Source organism: Serratia sp. TSO36, from assembly GCF_057808395.1.
Genome location: NZ_JBJZOU010000030.1, coordinates 57934 through 78738, shown reverse-complemented (window position 1 = coordinate 78738; position 20805 = coordinate 57934). Strand labels below are relative to the sequence as shown.

General features: G+C 52.5%; 21 protein-coding genes and 9 pseudogenes. 18 read left to right on the top strand and 12 right to left on the bottom strand.

Annotated elements, in window-relative coordinates; translation table 11 throughout:
- From ACK3CV_RS25260 to ACK3CV_RS25230, 7 genes and pseudogenes are all read left to right on the top strand, one after another.
- Window positions 1–90: hypothetical protein (locus tag ACK3CV_RS25260; RefSeq protein ID WP_489009804.1), on the top strand; the 90-nt coding region annotated here is incomplete at its 5' end.
- A gap of 38 nt (window positions 91–128) precedes the next feature.
- A pseudogene (locus tag ACK3CV_RS25255) lies at window positions 129–422 on the top strand (integrase core domain-containing protein); the annotation flags it as partial.
- Window positions 423–479: 57 nt separating this feature from the next.
- Window positions 480–1543: pseudogene (tnpC, locus tag ACK3CV_RS25250) on the top strand (IS66 family transposase); the annotation flags it as partial.
- Window positions 1544–1872: 329 nt separating this feature from the next.
- Window positions 1873–2358, top strand: a complete 486-nt coding sequence (locus ACK3CV_RS25245; protein ID WP_164141766.1) for a DUF2975 domain-containing protein — start codon at window positions 1873–1875, stop codon at window positions 2356–2358.
- A gap of 1 nt (window position 2359) precedes the next feature.
- Entirely contained in the window at window positions 2360–2566 is a 207-nt protein-coding gene (locus ACK3CV_RS25240) for a helix-turn-helix domain-containing protein (protein ID WP_164141768.1), read from the top strand.
- A gap of 158 nt (window positions 2567–2724) precedes the next feature.
- Window positions 2725–4098, top strand: a complete 1374-nt coding sequence (locus ACK3CV_RS25235) for a hypothetical protein (protein ID WP_164141770.1) — start codon at window positions 2725–2727, stop codon at window positions 4096–4098.
- Window positions 4074–4216 (top strand): annotated as a pseudogene (locus tag ACK3CV_RS25230) (hypothetical protein); the annotation flags it as partial. The gene ACK3CV_RS25235 and the pseudogene ACK3CV_RS25230, both read left to right, overlap by 25 nt.
- A gap of 37 nt (window positions 4217–4253) precedes the next feature.
- Here ACK3CV_RS25230 and ACK3CV_RS25225 read toward each other — a convergent pair.
- Window positions 4254–4400 (bottom strand): hypothetical protein, encoded by a 147-nt coding sequence (locus ACK3CV_RS25225; RefSeq protein ID WP_164141764.1) that lies wholly within the window; start codon window positions 4398–4400, stop codon window positions 4254–4256.
- Between ACK3CV_RS25225 and ACK3CV_RS25220 the strand changes: the two are divergent.
- A pseudogene (locus tag ACK3CV_RS25220) lies at window positions 4386–4973 on the top strand (Tn3 family transposase); the annotation flags it as partial. The gene ACK3CV_RS25225 and the pseudogene ACK3CV_RS25220 overlap by 15 nt on opposite strands.
- Window positions 4974–4975: 2 nt before the next feature.
- Here ACK3CV_RS25220 and ACK3CV_RS25215 read toward each other — a convergent pair.
- Window positions 4976–5163 (bottom strand): annotated as a pseudogene (locus tag ACK3CV_RS25215) (IS91 family transposase); the annotation flags it as partial.
- Here ACK3CV_RS25215 and ACK3CV_RS25210 point away from each other — a divergent pair.
- From ACK3CV_RS25210 to ACK3CV_RS25170, 9 genes and pseudogenes are all read left to right on the top strand, one after another.
- Window positions 5157–5504, top strand: a pseudogene (locus ACK3CV_RS25210) (transposase); the annotation flags it as partial. The pseudogenes ACK3CV_RS25215 and ACK3CV_RS25210 overlap by 7 nt on opposite strands.
- Window positions 5505–6249: 745 nt before the next feature.
- Window positions 6250–6552 (top strand): hypothetical protein, encoded by a 303-nt coding sequence (locus ACK3CV_RS25205; protein ID WP_164141772.1) that lies wholly within the window; start codon window positions 6250–6252, stop codon window positions 6550–6552.
- Window positions 6553–6724: 172 nt separating this feature from the next.
- A complete protein-coding gene (locus ACK3CV_RS25200; protein WP_164141774.1) occupies window positions 6725–7432 on the top strand; it encodes a fimbria/pilus periplasmic chaperone in 708 nt (235 codons plus the stop codon).
- 19 nt (window positions 7433–7451) lie between these two features.
- Window positions 7452–10007 carry a fimbria/pilus outer membrane usher protein gene (locus tag ACK3CV_RS25195; RefSeq protein WP_239504664.1) on the top strand — a complete coding sequence of 852 codons (2556 nt, stop codon included), beginning with the start codon at window positions 7452–7454 and terminating at the stop codon, window positions 10005–10007.
- Between the two features lie 73 nt (window positions 10008–10080).
- Complete coding sequence (locus tag ACK3CV_RS25190; protein ID WP_489009919.1) at window positions 10081–10548, top strand: hypothetical protein; 468 nt, start codon at window positions 10081–10083, stop codon at window positions 10546–10548.
- 84 nt (window positions 10549–10632) lie between these two features.
- Window positions 10633–11106, top strand: a complete 474-nt coding sequence (locus tag ACK3CV_RS25185) for a hypothetical protein (protein WP_489009918.1) — start codon at window positions 10633–10635, stop codon at window positions 11104–11106.
- A gap of 118 nt (window positions 11107–11224) precedes the next feature.
- Window positions 11225–11323 (top strand): annotated as a pseudogene (locus ACK3CV_RS25180) (transposase); the annotation flags it as partial.
- Window positions 11280–11563: pseudogene (locus ACK3CV_RS25175) on the top strand (STM2901 family protein). The pseudogenes ACK3CV_RS25180 and ACK3CV_RS25175, both read left to right, overlap by 44 nt.
- Window positions 11557–11892 (top strand): DUF1493 family protein, encoded by a 336-nt coding sequence (locus ACK3CV_RS25170; RefSeq protein WP_164141780.1) that lies wholly within the window; start codon window positions 11557–11559, stop codon window positions 11890–11892. The pseudogene ACK3CV_RS25175 and the gene ACK3CV_RS25170 overlap by 7 nt, the downstream one beginning before the upstream one ends.
- Before the next feature lie 79 nt (window positions 11893–11971).
- Here the strand turns inward: ACK3CV_RS25170 and ACK3CV_RS25165 are convergent, their stop codons facing one another.
- The 6 genes and pseudogenes from ACK3CV_RS25165 to ACK3CV_RS25140 all read right to left on the bottom strand — a co-directional run bounded on the left by ACK3CV_RS25165 (window position 11972) and on the right by ACK3CV_RS25140 (window position 17280).
- Window positions 11972–12202 carry a hypothetical protein gene (locus tag ACK3CV_RS25165; RefSeq protein WP_164141782.1) on the bottom strand — a complete coding sequence of 77 codons (231 nt, stop codon included), beginning with the start codon at window positions 12200–12202 and terminating at the stop codon, window positions 11972–11974.
- Window positions 12203–12265: 63 nt separating this feature from the next.
- Window positions 12266–12682, bottom strand: a complete 417-nt coding sequence (locus ACK3CV_RS25160; RefSeq protein ID WP_164141783.1) for a type II toxin-antitoxin system VapC family toxin — start codon at window positions 12680–12682, stop codon at window positions 12266–12268.
- Window positions 12679–12909, bottom strand: coding sequence for a type II toxin-antitoxin system VapB family antitoxin (vapB, locus tag ACK3CV_RS25155; protein ID WP_164141786.1), 231 nt, complete (start codon window positions 12907–12909; stop codon window positions 12679–12681). Before vapB ends, ACK3CV_RS25160 begins: the two co-directional genes overlap by 4 nt.
- 728 nt (window positions 12910–13637) lie before the next feature.
- Window positions 13638–14852 (bottom strand): annotated as a pseudogene (locus tag ACK3CV_RS25150) (IS91 family transposase).
- Window positions 14853–15089: 237 nt separating this feature from the next.
- Window positions 15090–16046 carry an Rpn family recombination-promoting nuclease/putative transposase gene (locus ACK3CV_RS25145; protein ID WP_164141788.1) on the bottom strand — a complete coding sequence of 319 codons (957 nt, stop codon included), beginning with the start codon at window positions 16044–16046 and terminating at the stop codon, window positions 15090–15092.
- Window positions 16047–16137: 91 nt separating this feature from the next.
- Window positions 16138–17280 carry a hypothetical protein gene (locus ACK3CV_RS25140; protein WP_164141789.1) on the bottom strand — a complete coding sequence of 381 codons (1143 nt, stop codon included), beginning with the start codon at window positions 17278–17280 and terminating at the stop codon, window positions 16138–16140.
- Between the two features lie 485 nt (window positions 17281–17765).
- Here ACK3CV_RS25140 and ACK3CV_RS25135 point away from each other — a divergent pair, with 485 nt between their 5' ends.
- Window positions 17766–18491 carry a tyrosine-type recombinase/integrase gene (locus ACK3CV_RS25135; protein WP_239504666.1) on the top strand — a complete coding sequence of 242 codons (726 nt, stop codon included), beginning with the start codon at window positions 17766–17768 and terminating at the stop codon, window positions 18489–18491.
- A gap of 107 nt (window positions 18492–18598) precedes the next feature.
- Here ACK3CV_RS25135 and ACK3CV_RS25130 read toward each other — a convergent pair whose 3' ends face one another.
- The 4 genes from ACK3CV_RS25130 to ACK3CV_RS25115 form a co-directional block, all read right to left on the bottom strand.
- A complete protein-coding gene (locus tag ACK3CV_RS25130; RefSeq protein WP_164141793.1) occupies window positions 18599–19048 on the bottom strand; it encodes a plasmid fertility inhibition factor family protein in 450 nt (149 codons plus the stop codon).
- Window positions 19029–19253 carry a hypothetical protein gene (locus ACK3CV_RS25125; RefSeq protein ID WP_164141795.1) on the bottom strand — a complete coding sequence of 75 codons (225 nt, stop codon included), beginning with the start codon at window positions 19251–19253 and terminating at the stop codon, window positions 19029–19031. The genes ACK3CV_RS25130 and ACK3CV_RS25125 overlap by 20 nt, the downstream gene beginning before the upstream one ends.
- A 309-nt stretch (window positions 19254–19562) precedes the next feature.
- On the bottom strand, window positions 19563–19820 hold the full coding sequence (locus ACK3CV_RS25120; RefSeq protein ID WP_164141797.1) for a ribbon-helix-helix domain-containing protein: 258 nt from the start codon (window positions 19818–19820) through the stop codon (window positions 19563–19565).
- Window positions 19814–20449 carry an AAA family ATPase gene (locus ACK3CV_RS25115; RefSeq protein WP_164141799.1) on the bottom strand — a complete coding sequence of 212 codons (636 nt, stop codon included), beginning with the start codon at window positions 20447–20449 and terminating at the stop codon, window positions 19814–19816. Before ACK3CV_RS25115 ends, ACK3CV_RS25120 begins: the two co-directional genes overlap by 7 nt.
- Window positions 20450–20805 lie beyond the last annotated feature (356 nt).

The window sequence follows — 20805 nt, the reverse complement described above, 5'->3', positions numbered from 1 at the left end:
TTCCAGCATGTACTTGATGTCATCGCAGACTGGCCGGTCAACAGGGTCAGCGAACTACTACCATGGCGTGTCACCCTGTTGGCCGAATGACACGCATTCGTCAATACGGTTCCCGCTGTACGCTTACGCTTTATCTGGCAATAAATGATATCGACCACACGAAAACCAAAGCAATGTCGCCGCAGACAAACGGCATCTGCGAACGGTTCCACAGGACGATATTGCAGGAATTTTATCAGGTAGTGTTCCGCAAGAAACTCTATGGCGAACTCGATACATTACAATCGGATCTTGATGAATGGCTGGCTCACTATAATAATGAGCGAACCCATCAGGGGAAAATGTGCTGTGGCCGGACGCCGATGGAAACATTACTTGATGGAAAACGCATCTGGGCTGAGAAGAATTTAAGCCAGATGTAATCTGACAGATACCTGTATAAATAACCGGTAACTGTCAGATCAGGTCTGAGCTAATACAGCTGTTGCCGGTGCGACACCATCGTGCAATCGCCAATGCCCTCAAAACCCATCGAGCGCAGCTATGCGGGTCCCGGCCTGCTGGCGCGGAACGTCACGGCGAAGTTTGCCGAGCACACACCGCACTACCGCCAGTCGGAAATCTACCGCCGTCAGGGCGTGGAACTGAGTCGTGCCACGCTCGGGCGCTGGTCCGGCGCGGTCAGTGAGTTGCTGGAGCCGCTGTATGACCTGTTGCAGAAGTATGCGCTGATGCCGGGCAAGGTGCACACAGACGACATCCCGGTGCCGGTCCAGGCGCCGGGCAGCGGCAAGACGCGAACCAGCCGTCTGTGGGTATATGTGCGAGATGACCGCAACGCGGGCTCGGTGATGCCGCCGGCGGTGTGGTTCGCGTACTCACCGGACCGCAAGGGCATCCATCCGCAGCAGCACCTAGCCGGGTACAGCGGTATCCTGCAGGCCGATGCGTATGGGGGCTACAACGCACTGTATGAGAACGGGCGCATCACGGAAGCCACCTGCATGGCGCCTGCGCGGCGAAAAATCCACGACGTTCATGTCCGCACACCGACCGACACCACCACGGAAGCACTAAGACGCATAGGTGAGCTGTACGGCATCGAAGCCGAGATACGCGGAAGCCCGGCGGAGAAGCGGCTGTCGGTGAGAAAAGCGAAGACGGTGCCGTGGATGTAATCGCGGTACGAATGGATCCAGGTTCAGATGAAGGTGCTGTCGCGCCACGCGGAGATAGCGAAGGCGTTCGCTTATCTGTTGAAACAGTGGAATGCGTTGACCCTCTACTGCGAGAACGGCTGGGCGGAAATCGACAACAATATCGCAGAGAACGCCCTGCGCGGTGTCACGCTGGGGCGCAAAAACTGGCTGTTCGCGGGGTCAGATGCAGGCGGAGAACGTGCTGCGATACTGTTCGGCACGTGCAAACTCAACGGCGTGGAGCCGGAGAGGGGCTGCGTTACGTGCTCAGTCATATCCAGGACAGGCCGGCGAATCGGGTACGCGAGCTGCTGCCGTGGAAAACCGACCTTACCTCAGCATAAGTGTCAAGACGGTTCAAATGCGACGCTTACCAATCTCCTAACCATGAACAGTCACATTTGTACATAGATTGAAATTACACACAGATCCTATGTCCAGCCTTAACAATTTGATTATTAAAGTGTTTAATTAAAATCATCGAATAACAATAATTTAGTGTTGCGTTATTATTGTTATTCGATAATACTACATATTATAAATTGACCTCTAGGAAGTATGACAATCGATAAATTGGGCTTCTACAGGCACAGTTTGTCCACAACATACCTGAAAATGATATGGGTAAGAAAAAATGGTTAGCAAATCAAAAATGATATTTTGGTGTAGATTTATGGAGCTCGCATTATTGATCGGCCTGATTTCCACACCGATACTTGGTCAGGTATTTGCTTGGCTTCAGACCGGAAATGATGTTTCGGTTCTGGGGGGGGTAATACATAAAGAATGCGAAATGCTTCCGGGAAGTTACCTTAATGCAGCGGCATCCGCTATTTGTAACTTTTTGAGAGATTGTATTTTCAGTTTAATGTTTTGGCATTTTTATAAAGTGTTTAGAGATATTCGAGCGGGAGCTGTTTTCAATCAGAAACAGATAAAACGTATTTCCATTTCTGGATGGTGTTTTATTGTGTTATCCATATATTCAATCATTAGTGATATGTACTTATCATTATTACAAAGCTCAGAGGAAAATCCGCAGTACTACTTTCAAATTGACAACTTGACATATATCCCAATAGGTGTTGGATTGGTGATACTTAGCTATGTACTGCAGTTAGCAACAGAAATAAAAGAAGAGCAGGAATTGGTGATCTAATATGCCAATCATAATACAACTTGACATAATATTGAAATCAAAAAAAATGACAGCTAAAGAACTGGCTCAGGCTATAGGTATTACTGAAGCCAATCTCTCAATACTTAATAGTGGAAAAGCAAAGGCAATACGATTTTCAACGCTGGAAGCGATATGTAGCGTATTGAATTGCCAGCCCGGAGATATTGTGAAATATGGGCCTAATTGATCGGTTTATAAATATTGATATTTGAGGTGATTATCAAATTATTCACTTTTGGGAGCTTACTAGTTGCACTCGTTTTATAAGCTTGTATGAGAGTGTCAAGTTAGCATCTTTCGTGACATTTGTACTAGCGAGTGCTCATGCATGGTAATGGGGTAATTATGAAATTTAATTTATTAAGAGGTTGTGTTTTTTGTCTTGTAAGTTTATCTGGGGCGGGTCAGGCAGCGGGCAAAGATATTACAAATGAGATATATGTAAATTCTATTTACACAGCGACCCGTCAGGCATGGCCAGTGCTCGAAAATGTATGGGGCACGCACGTATATCGGCAACTCAGACTCATTGTTGCTGATGCCCATAATGCCTGGGCAGTTGACAGTAAGAGTCTAACGAAGCTCCCCTACAGCGAAATACAACGGCGTCATTTACCTGTTGAATATATGTATTATCAGGAAATTCAGTGGCCTGACGGCCGACCCACAATTTATGTCAGTTTGGGGGCCACTCTTCCACCGGAAGAAAAATCGCGCTTTCAGTCAGAGAAGAATCCTGTTCCAATCCTGTTTAACGTGGCTACTCATGAAGCTTTTCATTTTTTTGTACAGACTAACGTATGGAAAAATATATCACCGGATAATAATTCACGGGCAACAGCCTACCCTGTCCAGGTTGCCCCTAGATTCTATCGTAACAGTATTATTCGATCTTTACATGCCACTCTGCAGGGGGATCAAAATGGACTGGGTCATGCGCGGTATTGGTTTGATCTGTGGAAGACACTATATCCAGATGATGCAAGCCGCATCAGGCAAACCGATATTGAAGAGGGTAGTGCACGGTATATTGAAATTGCTGCGGAAATAATTGCTGAAGGTAAACGCTTCAATACCCCAGAATTTCAACATGCGTTAATAAATAAAATGAACGATAAAGTAAATTTCATCCACACCAGTTCTGATTCAGAAAGCTATCTCATTGGTGCACTTTCAGGGTTTATTCTGAACATGAAAGATCTGAGATGGCAATCAAATGTTGTACAGGGAGTGCCACCACTCGACATTTTGCTAGAGGGTATTCCTCCCATTACACAACAGGTTGATAAAAAACTTGAGACCGAAGTAAATCAGGAAGTCAGAAAAATAAACAATAAGGTTGGTGCCACAATAGATCGTTTCAGTAAAGCCTATAATTACCCCCATGTAATAAAGATTTTCGTAAGTTCAGATCTGTCGGGCAGTTACTCGCTGAGTGGGGGGTTCTTCCGTACTAAAACAATTCCTCATGACCTTATGGTCGGGTTAAGTTCTTCAGCTAACTGGACAGGTGGAAGCTACAGTGTGAAAGAGGTCGTCGCGGCGGCGGCGATTGATAAATCCACAGAGTATAGAGGAAAACAAGGTTTTTTGATTCTTTATGCTGGTAAGCTTCCTCCGAGTGAAAAGGGTCGGCTGATATTAAAAACAGGAAAGTTGTCATTAAATATTCCTTATCCTGACGATATTGAAAAATCACATATCGTTTACTTACCCTAACTCATTTATTGACATATTCATTTTGTTTATTTTTAGCGAACCATAAGCAGCTGATGATAACATTAAAGGAGCGATACGCGAAGGACGACTGATAGCCGTCTGTGGCGTGGTCGGAGCCACCACGGCCAGCCAGTCGGTGGCGCAGCCGGTCTCTGTCAGGCCAGCAGGCCCCCCACCAGAAGCACCAGGTAGGTCAGCGCTGCACTGATCACGGCCGTCAGGGCTATACTCCTGCCCTGTGGGCTATTTTTCGCCAGCATGCCGGGCTCGTTCTGGCGGGGCGGTATCAATACTTTGGCCATAACTGGGGGATCATCTGGTACAACTTTATTTCCGATCAGTATTCCGGCTTTCATGGCATCGTTATACCGGGGACGCTGAGGGACTCAATCTTTGTGCTGAAAGGCCTTCTGGAACAGGAAACAGGACTAAATCCCACCGAAATAATGACCGATACCGCAGGGGCCAGCGATCTTGTTTTTGGCCTTTTCTGGCTGCTGGGATACCAGTTTTCCCCGCGCCTGGCTGATGCCGGTGCTTCGGTTTTCTGGCGCATGGACAATGACGCCGATTATGGCGTACTGAATGATATTGCCAGAGGGCAGTCAGATCACCGAAAAATAGTCCTTCAGTGGGACGAAATGATCCGGGCCGCAGGCTCCCTGAAATTGGGCAAGATGCAGGCTTCGGTGCTGATCCGTTCATTACTGAAAAGTGAACGCCCCTCAGGGCTGACTCAGGCAATCATTGAAGTAGGACGTATTAACAAAACGCTGTATCTGCTTAATTATATTGATGATGAAGATTACCGCAGGCGCATTCTGACCCAACTTAACCGGGGAGAAAGCCGCCATGCGGTTGCCAGAGCGATCTGCCAAAAAATGCCGACTTCAATACCCTGCTGGCGAGCCCAGCGGAGCATGGCGTGGGTAGCACAGCGAAACAGGTCGTTGAGCAGCGGCCTGTTGTTATTGAAAAATGGCCACAGCTGCTGCAGGCTTTGGACTTGCAGCTCTGGCAGAAGAAACGGACCTGGGTACAATCCGATGGGGCACAAGCTGGTCGCCAGTATCGGTAATGCACATGATTTCAAGAATGGGCGTCAATCCCAGCTGGCAGCCTGGCTGGGATTGACGCCATCGCAATACAGCAGCGGCGGAAAATCAAAGCCTGGCAGGATAACGAAAGCAGGTGATTCGTATTTGCGAACTCTGCTGGTTCAGGGGGCACGTTCAGTCCTGATTGGCGCCGATAAAAAGACTGATTCTTTCAGTCGTTGGGTTTGCACTCTGGTTGAGCGCAGGGGGTATTGGCGAGCTGTTGTGGCCATCGCCGCCAAAAACGCCAGGCTGTGCTGGGCGTCATTGCATTACGGTGATGATTTCAGGCTGTACTCAGCCAGCTAAAGCATAAAGCAGAATAACTATCTGAGCTCCAACTCGTTGATGGTAAAGGGTTGGACCCCGTGAGGCTTATCTGACTATTGTACAGGATATACGTCTCCGCTTACCGAACAAGAACCTCACGCGCGTCTTTCATCAGGGTCCGAATCGAGATCGATTCATCATGGCCGTTTATAGTACCGCAGTCTCTCCCCTTTATTTTACTGACGAGCAGACAGAAACCGTAAACACCGGCGTTGACATGCCGGGGAAGCCCTTATAGTACAATAATTTTCGATACTCAAACTGACCCCTACAACGAACATCCTCCACACAGCGTGCAGGAATATCGCTTACCACGGGTCAACCCGCCGTAGCTTTTGCATGTTGCAATATTGCTACAATGTTTCTTCTCTGTTGGTTTTTTGAGGTGATTGATAAATGAAAATATTGCGAATTATCTTTCTTTCCTAATATTAATTAAACGAGATATTCCATTCGGCTTCGGGGTTTATTTTCTGATTAGTCAGAATGGCTTACTGTCTGTAGTGATTTATGTTGTTTGCTAATTGGTTGATTGTCAGGATGTTATCTGTTTTGTCTGTGAGTGGGGATATTGACTGAACAGGATTTTTTACCCCCTTTTCGGTCATTTCCGGCCCCGCTGCTACGTTGACGTTCTGTATCCTGTGTGGATAATTAACTCCATCGAATCACGTCATCTGGATATTATTTCTCTCCTGTTGGTGGTTATTTATAAGGTGGGGTAATGAACAAAAATTACGCCGGGCAGTCATCGACCTCTGATGGATATACTTCAGGAGAGATGCGCAGTGATTATATTAACGAGAAGGTCAGACTCTACGGATTTATTGAGTGTGGTGATATTCTGCAGTTTATTCAGGTGTTCTGCCCGGGCGAGCTGGGTGTCGGTGAGCTGATGTACGTGCTGGGTAAATTAAAAGAGTGCCTGGGTAACCATGACAACCAAACGCCTTATTTCTCCGGTCTGAGAAAGCTGTCCCGGGAAATCAACGATGAACTGATTTATCGTATAAGCATTCAGCAATAATATTTTTCTGGCGGATTATTCACAGATTCGTTTTTTGATATTCCGGAATCACGTCGGGTATCCGCTCTGTCGATGATGACTGCGTGTGTTTATCTGCAATGAAATGAATGATTATGAAATACATCCGTATTTCATAAGGACTTATTTTACCCTTTACCTGAGGTAAATAAAAATGAAATTGATTAAAAGTATTCCGGCCAGCGTGATTGCCGGGGGCATTTTATGCCTGACGGGGCTGTTTTCCCTTTCTGCCTCTGCCGGTGGTATCACGCTGGGTGGCAGCCGGGTAGTGTACCCGGCCGGGGCACAGCAGGCCACCCTGTCGGTCAGTAATCGCAGTGATGACTCCACGTACCTGATTCAGTCGTGGGTGGAAACCCCGGACGGCAAAAAAACCAGTGACTTTGTCCTCACCCCGCCGCTGTATACCAGCGCTCCAGGTAATGAAAACATGCTGCGTATTATTGCGGCCGACGCGGCAAAGGCGACCGATAAGGAAAGCCTGTACTACCTGAATGTGAAAGCTATTCCGTCCGTGGACAAAAAAGCCCTGTCGCAGGGCTCCGGCGGTTTGGTGGTGGCGACCCAGATGCAGATAAAGCTGTTTGTTCGTCCGGCCGGTCTGACGCCAGCGCGCGATAAAGCGGCCGATGCGCTGGAATTCACCCGCAAGGGCGGACAGTTGGTCATTCATAACCCGACCCCCTATTACCTGACCCTGACCGACATGAAGGCCGGTGGTCAGCCGCTGAAGGATGTGATGGTGGCACCGCGGGCCAGTGAGTCTCAGGCACTGCCTGCCGGCAGTGCGGGCTCTGTTACCTGGGTCTCCGTGAATGACTACGGCGGCCAGGATAAAGGCCAGAGCCATATTCGCTAAAAACGGGGTGGTGACCACGATGAAAAAGTCTCCTGCGTTTCGTCTTACGGTACTGGCTGCCGCCATGTTTTGCAGCCAGGTCCCGCAGGCCGGCGAGCTCTGGTTTCCGCCTGAGCTGGTGACCGGTACCGGAGACGGGGTTGACCTGTCCCGCTTTGAAAATGGTCAGCAGCTTCCTGGCGTCTATACAGTGGCGGTGTACCTGAACCGGGAACTGCTGTACAGCCGCGACGTGACCTTTTTCGCGGCGGACACGGACGCGAAGCGCGCCGGTATTACCGACGACACGGGCCTGATGGCCGGCCTGACGCAGGCCGATTTTATTGACGCCGGCGTGCGCCCGGAAGCCTTCGGAGAGAGAGCGGAAGACGGGGCGGGTCAGTACCTGTCACCAGGCAGCGTGATTGAGCAGGCCACCACCCATTTTGATTTTCAGGCAATGCGACTGGACATCAGCGTGCCCCATAAATGGGTGCACAAGCGTCCCCGTAACTGGACATCACCGGCCCTGTGGGATGACGGTATCACGGCCGGTCTGCTGAACTGGTCCTTCAGCGGCTCGGAAAGTCAGGGGCGTTCAGGCAGTGGACACAGTCGCTACCTGAGTCTCAACAGCGGGTTCAATGCCGGGCCATGGCGTCTGCGCGACGAACGTACGCTGACGGATAACAGTCATCGCCGGGAGTGGCATCACGGACGTACCTGGCTGGAGCGCGGCATTAAGGACTGGCGCAGCACACTGGTTATGGGGGACACCACGACGGAAGGCGGGATGTTCGATTCCATTCAGCTCCGCGGCGTCAGTCTGGGCACGGATGACGGTATGTATCCGGACCAGGAGCGCGGGTATGCCCCGGTGATCCGCGGGGTGGCGGTGAGCAACGCCCGGGTCAGCATCCGTCAAAACGGCTATGTGATGTACGAGACCAACGTTGCCCCCGGCGAATTTGCCATTGATGACATCAGCCCGATGTATTCCAGCGGCGACCTGGAGGTCACCGTCACGGAGGCCGATGGCGGGATACGTGTGTTTACTGTGCCTTATGCCACCGTCCCCAATTTGCTGCGGGAAGGGCGAACGAAGTACGCCTTCAGCGCCGGTCAGTTACAGAATCACGGCCGTCAGGATAAGGCTCATCCGGTGGTGTTGCAGGGCAACCTGACCCGGGGGCTGCCTTACGGCATCACCGCCTTTACCGGCGGTCAATATTCCCGAAAGTATCAGTCAGTCCTGCTGGGCAGCGGCATCAATATGGGGGCGTTGGGGGCGTTTTCAGCCGATATCACCCATGCGAACAGTACGCTCGCCGATGGCAGTCGCCATCGCGGGCAGTCCGTACGTTTCCTGTACAGCCGCGGCTTTGCCAGCACGGGGACCACGTTTCAGTTGGCGGGGTATCGCTACTCCACCCGGGGATTTTACACCCTGGAGGAGAGCTACCGGGCGCAGATGACGGGCTGGCAGAGCGAGGAGCAGCGTGACGTAAACGGGTGTCTGCTCCCTCGTCCGGTTGGGGACTGGTATGACCTGAGGGATAACCGCCGCGAGCGGATGGATGTGAGTGTCTCCCAGAATGTGGGTGACCGCAGCTCTTTGTACCTGACGGGCAGCCGCCAGACGTACTGGCACGGCCAGGGGGCCAGTACCTCCCTGCAGGCCGGGTTCAGCAGCGCGCTGGGGCCGGTCAGTTACAGCCTGAACTACAGCGAAAGCTACGGCGCATCTGCCGGGCGTACGGACCGCAACCTGAGCCTGTCGCTGTCCCTGCCGCTGGAGAGCCTGCTCGGGGAGCGGGGAAAATCAATGTACGCCTCGTACGGCGCCGGGCGTGACGGTCAGGGCCGAATCAGCCATCAGGCCTCCCTGGGGGGCACTGCGCTGGAGCAGAGCAACCTGAGCTGGCATGTCTCGCAGAGCCGTTCGGGTCTGGGGGAGGACAGCAGCAACCTGCACCTGGGTTACCAGGGAGGGTACGGGGATATCTCTGCCGGTTACAGCCAGGGGCAGGGCTACCGCCAGGCCAGTTATGACATGCGGGGCGGAGTTGTTCTGCACAGCGATGGCCTGACGGCGGGTCAGCCGCTGGGTAACACCAGTGTTCTGGTATCAGTGCCGGGTGCCGCGGGTATTCCGCTGGAAGGCGGTGCCGGCGTGCGGACCGACTGGCGTGGTTACGCCGTGCAGCCCTGGGCCAGTGAATATCATGAAAACCGGGTGGCGCTGGATGTGGCGCACATGGATACACAGACTGAAGTGGATGAGCCGGTTGCCCGGGTCATTCCGACAAAGGGCGCTATCGTCCGGGCAGGATTTGCCGCGAAGAGCGGTCTGCGCGTGTTGATGACGCTGATGAAGGACGGTAAACCGTTACCGTTTGGCACCACCGTGAGCGCCGGTGACAGCACCGGTATCACCGGGGATGACGGTCAGGTGTTCCTGACCGGTCTGGCCCGCAGTGGCACCGTGATGGCGAAGTGGGGAGACGGCGCGGCACAGACCTGCCAGGCCGACTGGCATATCGGTGAGGCTGACCCGGTCACACCGCTGGCCCGCGTCACGGCCGTCTGCCGGTAAGGGCATGCATCCCGGCGCGATACCGGCCATACCGATTTTTTAAACGCAGTAACAATCCTTAAAGGAAATACAGATGAAAAGCATGATGAAACAAACCGCTGCCAGCCTGCTGGTCCTCGCCGCTATCGGCATGCCGTATGCCGCGCAGGCCAGCGATACCACAAATTTTACAGTCTCGGCTACCGTGGAGGAAACATTCAGTGTAGATCAGGTGAAAGATGTAACGCTTGACTTTGCAAAGGGCACGACGGATGTGGAGATTAATATTCAGAGCAACGTCCCAAACAGCACAACTCCTGCGACTGTCACGGTTTCTGCCGTGGATAAAAACGGTGACGGCTTTAATCTGAAGGGGCCGAAAGATCAGAAACTGAAAGTTAAGGCGGAACTGGAAAAGACGGTGTTTTCTAATGGTCAAGCCAGTATTAGCACGGCAAAAGTGGGTACACCGGTTAAGCTGCACCTGACCCCGGATACGCCGGAGCTTGTGGGCGTCGGTGAGTATACAGGTACTCTCAACGTGAAGGTCTCCAAGCCCTGATTGCTGAGCCCTGAGTCGTACTGTGCGCTATGGATGTCACGATATCCATAGCGCCCTCCAGCCAGATAACCATAAAGTTTAATGATGAAACTGACACAATTTATCCCTTTTGCCCTGATGCTGAGCGGGGGCGTCGGGGGTTATGCTTACGCCGCTGAAAGTGCCATCGTCACGATTGAAGCCGAGGTAGAGGCGGTGTTCTCTGTTATGCTCTCTAAAAAAATGGTCAGCCTTGATAAGGAGCTTAGTTCAGGGAAGTGGGCGAAATTGGACGTCACCACAACATCCAATGCGACAAACGGTGTTCTGGTGGTAACCGGATGTGACGGCGCCGGGGATAAAATCACCCTCAAACATGACGATTTTACTGATTCGCTGACAGCCAGTGTCACTATTGGAAATAGTGCAGCTGCTTTTACTGGCGGTACATGGAAACCAGCAATCACGTTCACGAATGGGACGAATACCTCAAGCATCTGGATTAAGAAAGATGAGACGAATGGTCATAAAGCGGGAAAATACACGTGTAATCTGACGATCAAAGCCCAGGCAAAATAAGCTGACTGCATCAGAACGTAGCGCACCTGCGGTGCGAGCACGGCTGCTTTGCAGCCTCAACCGTCTTTATGATCTGTTTCGCTGCGCCACCCGCGCCATGCTCCGCTGGGCGCGCCAACAGGGGATCGAAGTCGGTATCTTCTGTGCGCTCCACACCTACGGCCGCCAGCTCAATCAGCACCCGCATATCCACGTCTCCGTCACTCGCGGTGGCCTCACTCGCCAGTGTGGCTTCACGCAAGGTCTTTGGGAACGCCAAATTCCCGTATGGGATTCAGCTACCAACATTTATCGGTAATCCCGTGGAAGGCGTGAGGCGAAAGATGATCTCGAACATCGGCACCTTCGTTGGCCGGTCGTCGGCTGGCTCATTCTCGCCTATGATGTCTCACGGATCAGCGTTGAGAGCGTTGTGGCCTATAACAAAATCGCCCGTGCTGAGGATCGCTTATGGTAGCCGAGACGCTTGAAGAGCAAGTAATCGCCCTCGTCAGAAAGCATTATGGTTCAGTCATCTCTGGCCGCGCACCCGTGATAACGCCAGGTTCTGATATTGATGCTGACATTGGCATGGATTGGGCTGAAGCAGAAGGACTGATGGAGGATTTTTTTGAAAAGTTCTCAGTCGATAAGGCCAGTTTCAATATCAAAACCTATTACCCCGATCCGCCGATGGGGACATTGCTCAAAAATTTGTTCAGGCGTGAAAAGGACCTCCCCGAAGTACCCCCATTTACCGTCAATATGCTCATCGAGTCCGCCAAGTCTGGGCGTTGGTTGTACTGACAAAGGTGGTAGCCTTCAGCCAGGTATATATCGGATTCGCCTATCGCCGGTGGTGATCCCGCCGCCATCAGGGCAACCGTCAGGCATGACCCGGTTTAAAAAGATATGCTGAAAGTTCTGCTGCGGTTATATCAAACTCAAGTTGCTGTATGACTTCTGCTAGTTTTTTCTCTGCCGTTTCACGGTCAACCTGATTCACTAAAATCTGGATAGCGGTCAGTTTAAGCTCAGGAGGAAGGTGTTCCAGATCAATAACAATACCTCCGGAAACTTCCTCGTCCTGTGTTTCGAAAAGCCAGCCATAACTCATAAGATCCCCCTCAGCCAATTGTATTAGATCATTTTGCTGTACGACACTACATTGATAACGGGTTTATCTGACCCAGTCTTCCAGTACAAGACCCGGCACCCGCGCAAATTCTCTTGTATTATTCGTCACCAGTATGGCGCCGGCGGCAATGGTATGCCCGGCGATCGCCGTGTCGTTCGGGCCGATCGGCGTCCCGGCCGCGGTCAGGGTGGCCTTGATCTCGGTGGTGGCGTCGACCGCGGCCCGATCCCAGGGCAGGATGGCATCGAGGCGGGCGCAGAACGCGTCGACCAGCTGCGTATGGCGCGGCGAGGCCTTCTTGCCGATCGCCCCAAAACGCATCTCGGCATAGGTGATGGCCGAGACCACGATACGGTGGTTACGCAGCACCGCCTGCTCCAGGCGCTTAATGACGGCTTGCGGCTGCTCGCGCATGATGAACGAACAGATGTTGGTGTCGAGCATATAGGTCTTGTTCACAGGTCAACTCGCCCCTCGTCGCTGACCAGATCCGCCCGCTCCGCCATAAAATCTGCGTCAGCTTTTTCCAGCTGCGCAAAGGAGCCCCAGGTCGGCCGGACGGGACGCAGGATGATGCTGTCCCCTTCCCGGACGATCTCCAGCTCGCTCACCCCCTCAAAATCCAGATCGCGGGGCAGACGGATGGCGCGGTTGTTGCCATTTTTAAAAATGGATACGGTTCGCATGATGTCCTCCTGGTTTATGGCCTCATGGCCCATCGGCATAGGCTCAGTATAGGCCAATATGTCACCTGTGTATAGGTGATGTATATGCAGATGTGTAGCATATGGATATGTTTTATATATGTCACTTTCTTTTTTTCCTCTTCAGTTCCGATTTCTGGCAGAGACGGATCTCCTGATCGTCACCCTCCCTGTCATCCCTAAAACCACAACATGTGGCGCCGCTTCAGCTGCATTTCTTCGATATATTGTGTTTTGCCGGGGTGATCGTTAACGGCGGTTTTCGGCCGACAACCGCGATATGATTATTTTCCCGCCGTGGTACACTTCCGGAAAGTTGTCATACGCCATAAAGTCGGATCACCCGGCAACGGGCGCCCGGTAATTTAATAGCGTTGCTATTTGGTTGCTTATTATCATGTGGGTGATTTGTGCATAGAGAAACTGCGAGGGCAATCATTGTCACCGTGGTGATTACGAGATGTGACAATTTCATTATGGACTTTTTGGGACACAAGGACTGCGCATGACGGAAATCATTGGCAGCGAATCTTTACTGCAACGCATTGCACTACTCGTTCACGGTTAGGAATCTGGATCGCGTTTTTTCGGAGCGACTGGCCATGAACGTCGGCGTACAACAGCCCCTGATGACGTGGGGCTGTGCAGATTTATGGGTAAAAATAACCATTACGGTGGCGTTTTAATCTAAAACCCATTTTTTAGGCGCACTAATCCAGAGACGGGATCTGAAGCAATCGTTTCTTTGCCAGCCGGTGCAGCCTGTCTGACAGCAGTTTGGTGGCATGCTCGCCCGCCATGGCGCCGGCAAAACGCAGCCGGCCTTTGCAGAGGATTCACTGGTATGGGTCGGTGCCCAGGAAACTTTTCATCAGCACCGCGAACCCGGGCCGCTTCGGTTTCTCCCGTACCGTCATCTCCAGCGCGTCGTAAACCTTTGGCAGCAGCGTGCCCCGCTTGCGGTTGGCCAGAAAACCGTAGTACCGCACCATTTTAAAATGCCGCGCGGGGATATGGCTGACGTACCGTTGCAGCATCTCCTCCTGGCTGATTTTCTGGCGTTTGTGTTGCTGTGTGCGGTGATCGTAATACTGATGGACCACGGCGCCTCCGCGGTAATACCGCAACTGTGAAGCCGCCACCGGCGGGCGCTTCAGGTACCGGCCCAGGTATTTCCCGCTGCGCCAGGCGCCACGGGTCTTTTTGGCGAAGTGCACTTTCCAGCAACGCCGGTATTGGGCATGCAGATACCTGTGCCACCGGTCCTCGCTACGGATATGGCCGAGGCCTGGCAGGGTGCCAGGATTGATGCGGTCGTAGTTGTCACGCAGCAGGTAAACCACGGCGCTGCGCCAGATTTGCTCGACCTCTTTCTTTTTAAAGAACAGCTGCCGCCAGGTGCCGTGTTTGATATTGAGGCCGCCGCGGGTGACGGAGACATGGATGTGCTGATGCTGATTGAGCTGCCGGCCGTAGGTGTGGAGCGCGCAGAAGATCCCCACTTCGATACCCTGCCGGCGGGCCCAGCGGAGCATGGGGCGGGTGGCACAGCGGAACAGCTCGTTGAGCAGCGGCCAGTTGTTGTTGAAAAATGGCCACAGCAGATGGGGCATGGTGAAGGTGATATGTTGCCAGTCACAGTCGGGCAGGATGTGCTGCTGTTCGGCAATCCACTGCTCGGTGGCCTTGAGGCCACAACTGCTACAGGCTTTGGACTTGCAGCTCTGGCAGAAGAAGCGGGTATGGGTGCAATCCGGTGAGGCGCAGCAGTAGCGGCGAACACCCATGGCACAGGTGCCGCAGGCGAGCATGCGCTCGACGGCGAGTTGGGTCCAGTCGCTGAGAGTGTCACCGTGTTTGTCGAGATACCGGCTCCAGCCGTCGTCATGCTGGAACAACAGCTTTGCGGGTCGTGGAATATACATGGTGCAGAGTCTACAGGGCGTCAGAGGGCAGGGAAAGGGCATCGGCGCCAGCCGGCTCAGGTCGCAGACGTGCTCGTTTTATGCGGGTGTCAACGCAGCGGCGGGGCCGGTGCCACCGTGAGGATCTTAGCGTGTTCAGCCGACGCGGGTGTTGAGGTAGGACAGGGTCTTAAAGACGGTTGAGGCAGCGGCGCTGCCGTGCTCGCCCCGCAGGGGCGCTACGTTCGTGGCGCTCTATCAGTGGTGAATGTGCGCCAGGTCGTCGGCTGTCAGCCCGGTCATTTTCATTACCGACTCGCGATCGAGCCCGCTGGCCAGCATGGCGCGGGCGATTTTCAGCGCCGCATCGCGCTCGCCTTCCTGGCGCCCTTTTTCTTCGCCAAGTTGCAGCCCCTCGATGCGTCCTTCCTGACGCCCTTCCTGACGTCCTTTCTGACGCCCTTCTTCTCTCAACTTTTCTGCAATCGTCATCAGCGTGTCCTCGTGTTCCGGCACCCGTGATGCCAGGGTTGATAGTAATTCGCCCGGGTTGCGGGTTTCACCAACCTGCAGCATGTAATGCATCAGTGATGTCAGCTGCTCCTGAGTAGTGTAACCGGCCAGCAGCAACGTGACCAGCTGTTCCAGCAAATCGGCCAGGTCACGCTGGCGAACGTGCTTTTGCAGCAGCTCCAGAATGGCGACGCGGCGATGCTGCATGATTTGATCGTCCGGAATGACCGTGACGTCAACGAGTGGAAAATCGCCCCCGTACAGCTGGCCGGCCAGCGCCGAATCACTGAAGCCCTGCAGCCAGTTCATCGGATACGGGTAGGGTGTTACCTGACCATGATAGAACAGGACGGGGATCACCAGCGGCAGCTGTTCATTGCCGGCAGCCAGATGGCGTTGCATGGCGGCAATGGCATACCGCATCAACCGAAACGCCATGTTTTTGTCCGGCGTCGATTGGTGCTCGATGAGGGCGTAAATATAGCCGTCGCCCTGCCCGGCCTTCAGCGAATAAAGCACGTCTGAGTAGTACGCACGCAGGTCTTCCTCGACGAATGAGCCGGATTCCAGACGCAGGGTGCTCAGGTCGCACGCCTGGCGCAACGCCGGCGGCAGGTGTGCGTCCAGAAAGTCGCGGGCGGTTTCCGGGTGCGTCAAAAACTGTTTGAACAGCGCGTCGTGCGCAGTGGGTGTCGTTTTCATCGTGGTATCGTAGCATGATCCCTCATTTCGCCCTACTCTCGGTGAAGCGGCTGATATCCTCACCGTTCCTGAACCGGCGCCGACCCAGCGACTATCTCTTTTTAGCATTGAGAAATGCATCAGCCATGGATGAGGATATTTTTGTGGCCAAGCTGCCTATCTGTTCCTCTAATGAACGTTCTCGTTTCTTTCTATGAAGTACCATTGGACGGGGAGCCGGTTTTTCGTTGTGTGTCGACTGTACGCGGGGCAAGCTGTCCGCGAGTTTCTTTTTTACGAAACTGACATTGAATGTTTTTTCTGTGCCACCGATTTTATTAGGAAATACCAAGGTTATTTCATCTTCAGAGTCTTTGACAAAACAGGTTGTGATGCGGGTTTCTTTCTTGTTGCTCTCTGATTCTGACAACAGCTCATTGATTTTCTCATACTCGAGAAGAAGATAGTTTACGCGAAAACGTTTATTAAGATTACCGTTAACGATAGCCGTCATGTTTTCCTTTTTATCAACAACCAATTCAATGTTTCTTATTGTTAACGTGCCCACAATATGCGGTGTTGATACGGAGGAAATGGGGGCTTGTGTAGCGGCGGATGTATTTTTCTCTGCGGGCGTCACCGACATTAAATCTGGTGTGACGCTAGTATCCCGTTGGAAATCATCATTATCTTCCTTTTCTGATACAAGCTCGTAGAGACAGGTAAACGTCATTTTGCCGTTGTGCGTCTGTACCTTGCTTTTCTCCCTGGCGGCAAACACAATGAGATTTTTTACATCCTTTATGTCAACGTGCATTTTTAAAAAATCAGTTGCTTCGAACGTAAATCTGATTGTCGCGCCACGGATTTCCCCTTGTATCCGTAATGCGCCACTGGATGTGATGACGCCTTTTTCAATTAAAACGGGTTCCCACCCCGGCGCGCTTGACGGTTTCGTTTGTTTTTTCAATACCGGTTCTGAATGATAATACGGATGAATTGGCCAGGGGGGACCTAAGGCATCAAAGAGTACCCGTGAACCGTATGAATTCTCATAATAGAAAACATCCTTGCCACATTTATTGCAAGTGGCATTGGGCTCAGTGAACGATGTGAAAGTGTCAAATTTATTCGTGGTTGCTTTATGTTTCGGTGTTTTTTTATAGTCATGGGACTCGTAATATGAAGCGTGCTCTTCATCAACGGTGAGGGGAACAATGCGACCTCTCATTTTTCTGAATATTGTCACGCTCATTGTTCTGGCCTCCCTTGGCAAAAATTACTGCGGTAGTGGTTAACTATTGCCGGCCCCTCCCGGCGTGTTCTGAACTGGATGGAGGCAGTATAGCGTTTGCACAGTGTTTCGGTAAAACGCCTTTTTACCGAACGTTGCTGACTTATCCACCGTTTCTGTGGATAACGCTACATCTTGTGTCTGGATCGGTCGTTCTGGCTACTACATGCTGTGTCGTTTTGCCCCGCGGTCGGCACTGCCAGGCCCCGGCGTCAGGTCTGGCGTTCGTCGGTGATTGGGTTAAACTTCTATGCAGGATGATTTAACCGAACCGCGGCCTGCGCCACAAAAATTATTGTGAGCGATCACCCGGCGCGGTTGCGGCAAAATAGACACTGAAAGTCACTGATTGCGGATCACGAAAAAATGCGCCCTTTGCCCTCCTGAAAAATCTCAGATTTTACGTAGCGCGATCGGCGGCGATCTGCTGGCCGGCGATGACCGCTATGTGCGCGTCCAACCGCGCCGCATTGCATGGTGATCTGCCCTACTACCTGCTGCCGCCGGAAATCGCCGTCTTACTGTCCTGTTGCCACGATCTGGAAAAGCGCACGCTGTTCGAGTTTTTGTGGAACACCGGCGCGCGGATCAATGAGGCACTGGCGGTACGTCCGGCGGACGTGGAATTTGATGCGGCGTCGGCGTTCGTCACGCTGCGTACCCTCAAGCAACGGCTCAACCCTAGGGTTGGCCGGCCGCCGGCGCTGAAACTCAACGCACCGGGACCGACCGCCCGAACGGCATCTCCGGTCAAACGCACGGTGGCGCTCGAAGACGGGCCCTTTACGGCGCGGCTGCGCGATCACATCCACACCTTTACCGAGCACAAGACCAAACCGATCTGGCCGGTGACCGATGGCACCGCGCGCAACTGGTTGAAGAAGGTGCTCCGTGAGGCTGATCGTCAGGGCGTGCGGTTCAGCCTGGCGCGCGTCACCCCCCATACATTCCGGCACAGCTTTGCGATGCATCTGTTGTTTCATGGGGTGGCGCCGCTGACGCTGCAGGCCGTGATGGGTCATAAGGATTTTAAATCGACGCAGGTCTACCTGAAGGTGTTCAGTCTCGACACGGTATCAGGCCGGGGTGGCGTGCCGTTCTCGATGGATGTCGGCGTGGCGGCGGAGATGCTGCAGCTGGCCGATAATGGTGTAAAAAAGGTGTTTGATTAGTACCTTTTTAGTGTTATCTAGGTGCTTCTTTTACACTGCTAGTCGGGCGGCATCCATGATGTAGTGCGTATTAACTATAGTGTGTTTGTTTGGTATCAATTTAGTGCTTATATGGTGCTTTTTTGGTGGTATTTTGGCTTCAATTTGATGTGGTTGGGGTCAGCTTTATAGCGTAGATTACGTGGCAAGACTGCGCCGGCATACTGGAAAAATAACGTTTTTACTGACACTGGCGATGCAGCCCTATGGCCGATCCCTCGTTGCAGCAACAGGGCGTCATGGTGATTATAGGCATGAACAGGCAAGCGATCGGCGCCATTCGCCAACAGCCAAATTGTCCGAGTGATCCCATCGACAAAATTAAGCGCAGGAACTGGCAAGCCACGCTCTAGAATAAATCGACATGTCGGAGTGGCCAGCGGTACCGGGTTGCCGGCGCCAATGCTAAAGCATCTTTCTGCTTCGTGAAATTTATGGTCACGTCGCCAGGCGGACTCATCACCCCGGCTCAGTTCAGGCACAATGGAATTCGGCGTGTTACGCCAGGCTGACAGCAAGCAACTTATCCCTATCGGCAACGACGATGTAATTCTCACTGGTGTCGGAAATCGCCTGCTCCATATAGGCAAATTCACCCTGTCGCAGCGGAATTTTGAATCGGCAATAAATAATGTCGTTATACCTGCAGCTGTACACCCCCTCAACCAGGTGTACAGGATAGTCTCTGATGGCAACGTGTTTACCGATTGGATCAGGTGTCATAATGGTTCCTGTATTAGGTTTTATTGATGCCAAAATGATACCATTAGTATACCGGTTTGACGCCTTTAGTCACGCTGACACAAGCCCTTCCAGGCGTATGTTACTGGCGGGCGTTGAAGTCCTGAACGGCAGGTGGGCAATCTGGCAGTGGACACCATTGCTTGTTTCTGAGGGGGAAGGAAAATACGGGCCAGGAGAAAGGCCCCCAACTCTTCCGAATCAGATGCGTTGTCATATGATGTTTAAGTGGTGTGATTTTGGTGCCAAAAAGGAGCCTTTATAGCTCCTTTTTGGTCTTTTTTTGATGCCTTAATCCCCGTGCTCATCATAAAACTTCAATGCATGCCGGATCATATTGAGTTTAGAGCGGTTGGTTTTTTTGCATAGCTTCTCCAGCAACTCATACTCATATTGATTGAACGGCACACGGATGGCCTTGTAATCACGTGGTGCTTCACTGTCGGTTTGCTTGAGTGGCGTAACGACATGATCAGCTGCAGCTGCAAATTCTTCGATGCGTTTTTCCACTGCCGCTGGAGTGACGACGGGTTCCCTGCGCTTTACCATGTCATCAACTCCTTCACCAGACATTGAATTTCGGCTTTGGCTTTCGAATTATCCATTTCGACCACGCCACGCCCTTCGGACATACAATCCCGGTAAACCTTGCGGTCACGTACCACCGTGCTCATCAACCCCAACTCAGGGAAGTCTTTGAGGTACTCTTTGGCTTCCTGGATCTCGTTGATGACTGGATTGGACGGTGCGAGCGTCAGCATGGCGATAGCCTTCAGTTTGGGATTGAGATCCTTAGCTTCCGTCATAATTTCTGTCAACCGTGGCAGCGTATCTAAATCGGGTTGTGAAGGGCGGAAAGGGACCAGCAGCACATCTGCTGATGTCATGCCCGTTCTAAGCTCTCGACTGTCACGACCAGCAGTGTCAACAACCACGTATTCATAGCGCTTATCGAGATCGAGTAGCGTATCGCGAATGTTATCGAATTTCTGAATGCAGTGGATAGGTGCTATACCTTCGATCGTATTACGGTCAGCAATCCAGTTGGATGCGGTTCCTTGACGGTCAGAGTCGACCAGCATCACATCATGCCCTTGTCGTGACAATTCTGCTGCAATATTGACTGCTGTCGTTGATTTCCCGCAACCGCCTTTTTGACTTCCAATTAGTATAATCATGGTGCTTAATTGGTTCCTTGCTGGCTCCTGTTTGGTGTTAATTTAGTATCACTTTAGTGCTCTGTCAATACATTGTAGAACCTCAGTTTGAGGAATGGCCTGTTACTATGGGTGTGCCCCGATGGGGACGGCTGTCGTGCTACGCAGGGAGCCGGCCGGCCGTCTCCCCCTGCGGGCTTCCATCCTCACGCAACCCCGCTTGCAGCCGGCTGCGCCGGAGCCGCCCTCACTGTCCTGCAGCCAGGCTGCAGGACGCTGTTGACGCCCCGCCGACCGCTGTCGCGCCGTCGTGTCGGGTGGGTGCCCGTTCATCCTTCCGTGGTACGCCTGCCGCAGTCAGTCTTCCCGCCGCAACT

Coding starts and splice junctions, on each gene's coding strand:
- ACK3CV_RS25165 (WP_164141782.1), bottom strand. CDS start 12,202: ATGAGTTATGGCTGGCTTTTCGAAACACAGGACGAGGAAGTTTCCGGA.
- ACK3CV_RS25245 (WP_164141766.1), top strand. CDS start 1,873: ATGGAGCTCGCATTATTGATCGGCCTGATTTCCACACCGATACTTGGT.
- ACK3CV_RS25120 (WP_164141797.1), bottom strand. CDS start 19,820: ATGGTAAAGCGCAGGGAACCCGTCGTCACTCCAGCGGCAGTGGAAAAA.
- ACK3CV_RS25200 (WP_164141774.1), top strand. CDS start 6,725: ATGAAATTGATTAAAAGTATTCCGGCCAGCGTGATTGCCGGGGGCATT.
- ACK3CV_RS25140 (WP_164141789.1), bottom strand. CDS start 17,280: ATGAGCGTGACAATATTCAGAAAAATGAGAGGTCGCATTGTTCCCCTC.
- ACK3CV_RS25135 (WP_239504666.1), top strand. CDS start 17,766: ATGTGCGCGTCCAACCGCGCCGCATTGCATGGTGATCTGCCCTACTAC.
- ACK3CV_RS25185 (WP_489009918.1), top strand. CDS start 10,633: ATGAAACTGACACAATTTATCCCTTTTGCCCTGATGCTGAGCGGGGGC.
- vapB (WP_164141786.1), bottom strand. CDS start 12,909: ATGCGAACCGTATCCATTTTTAAAAATGGCAACAACCGCGCCATCCGT.
- ACK3CV_RS25115 (WP_164141799.1), bottom strand. CDS start 20,449: ATGATTATACTAATTGGAAGTCAAAAAGGCGGTTGCGGGAAATCAACG.
- ACK3CV_RS25240 (WP_164141768.1), top strand. CDS start 2,360: ATGCCAATCATAATACAACTTGACATAATATTGAAATCAAAAAAAATG.
- ACK3CV_RS25195 (WP_239504664.1), top strand. CDS start 7,452: ATGAAAAAGTCTCCTGCGTTTCGTCTTACGGTACTGGCTGCCGCCATG.
- ACK3CV_RS25190 (WP_489009919.1), top strand. CDS start 10,081: ATGAAAAGCATGATGAAACAAACCGCTGCCAGCCTGCTGGTCCTCGCC.
- ACK3CV_RS25145 (WP_164141788.1), bottom strand. CDS start 16,046: ATGAAAACGACACCCACTGCGCACGACGCGCTGTTCAAACAGTTTTTG.
- ACK3CV_RS25125 (WP_164141795.1), bottom strand. CDS start 19,253: ATGACACCTGATCCAATCGGTAAACACGTTGCCATCAGAGACTATCCT.
- ACK3CV_RS25225 (WP_164141764.1), bottom strand. CDS start 4,400: ATGGCCAAAGTATTGATACCGCCCCGCCAGAACGAGCCCGGCATGCTG.
- ACK3CV_RS25205 (WP_164141772.1), top strand. CDS start 6,250: ATGAACAAAAATTACGCCGGGCAGTCATCGACCTCTGATGGATATACT.
- ACK3CV_RS25235 (WP_164141770.1), top strand. CDS start 2,725: ATGAAATTTAATTTATTAAGAGGTTGTGTTTTTTGTCTTGTAAGTTTA.
- ACK3CV_RS25170 (WP_164141780.1), top strand. CDS start 11,557: ATGGTAGCCGAGACGCTTGAAGAGCAAGTAATCGCCCTCGTCAGAAAG.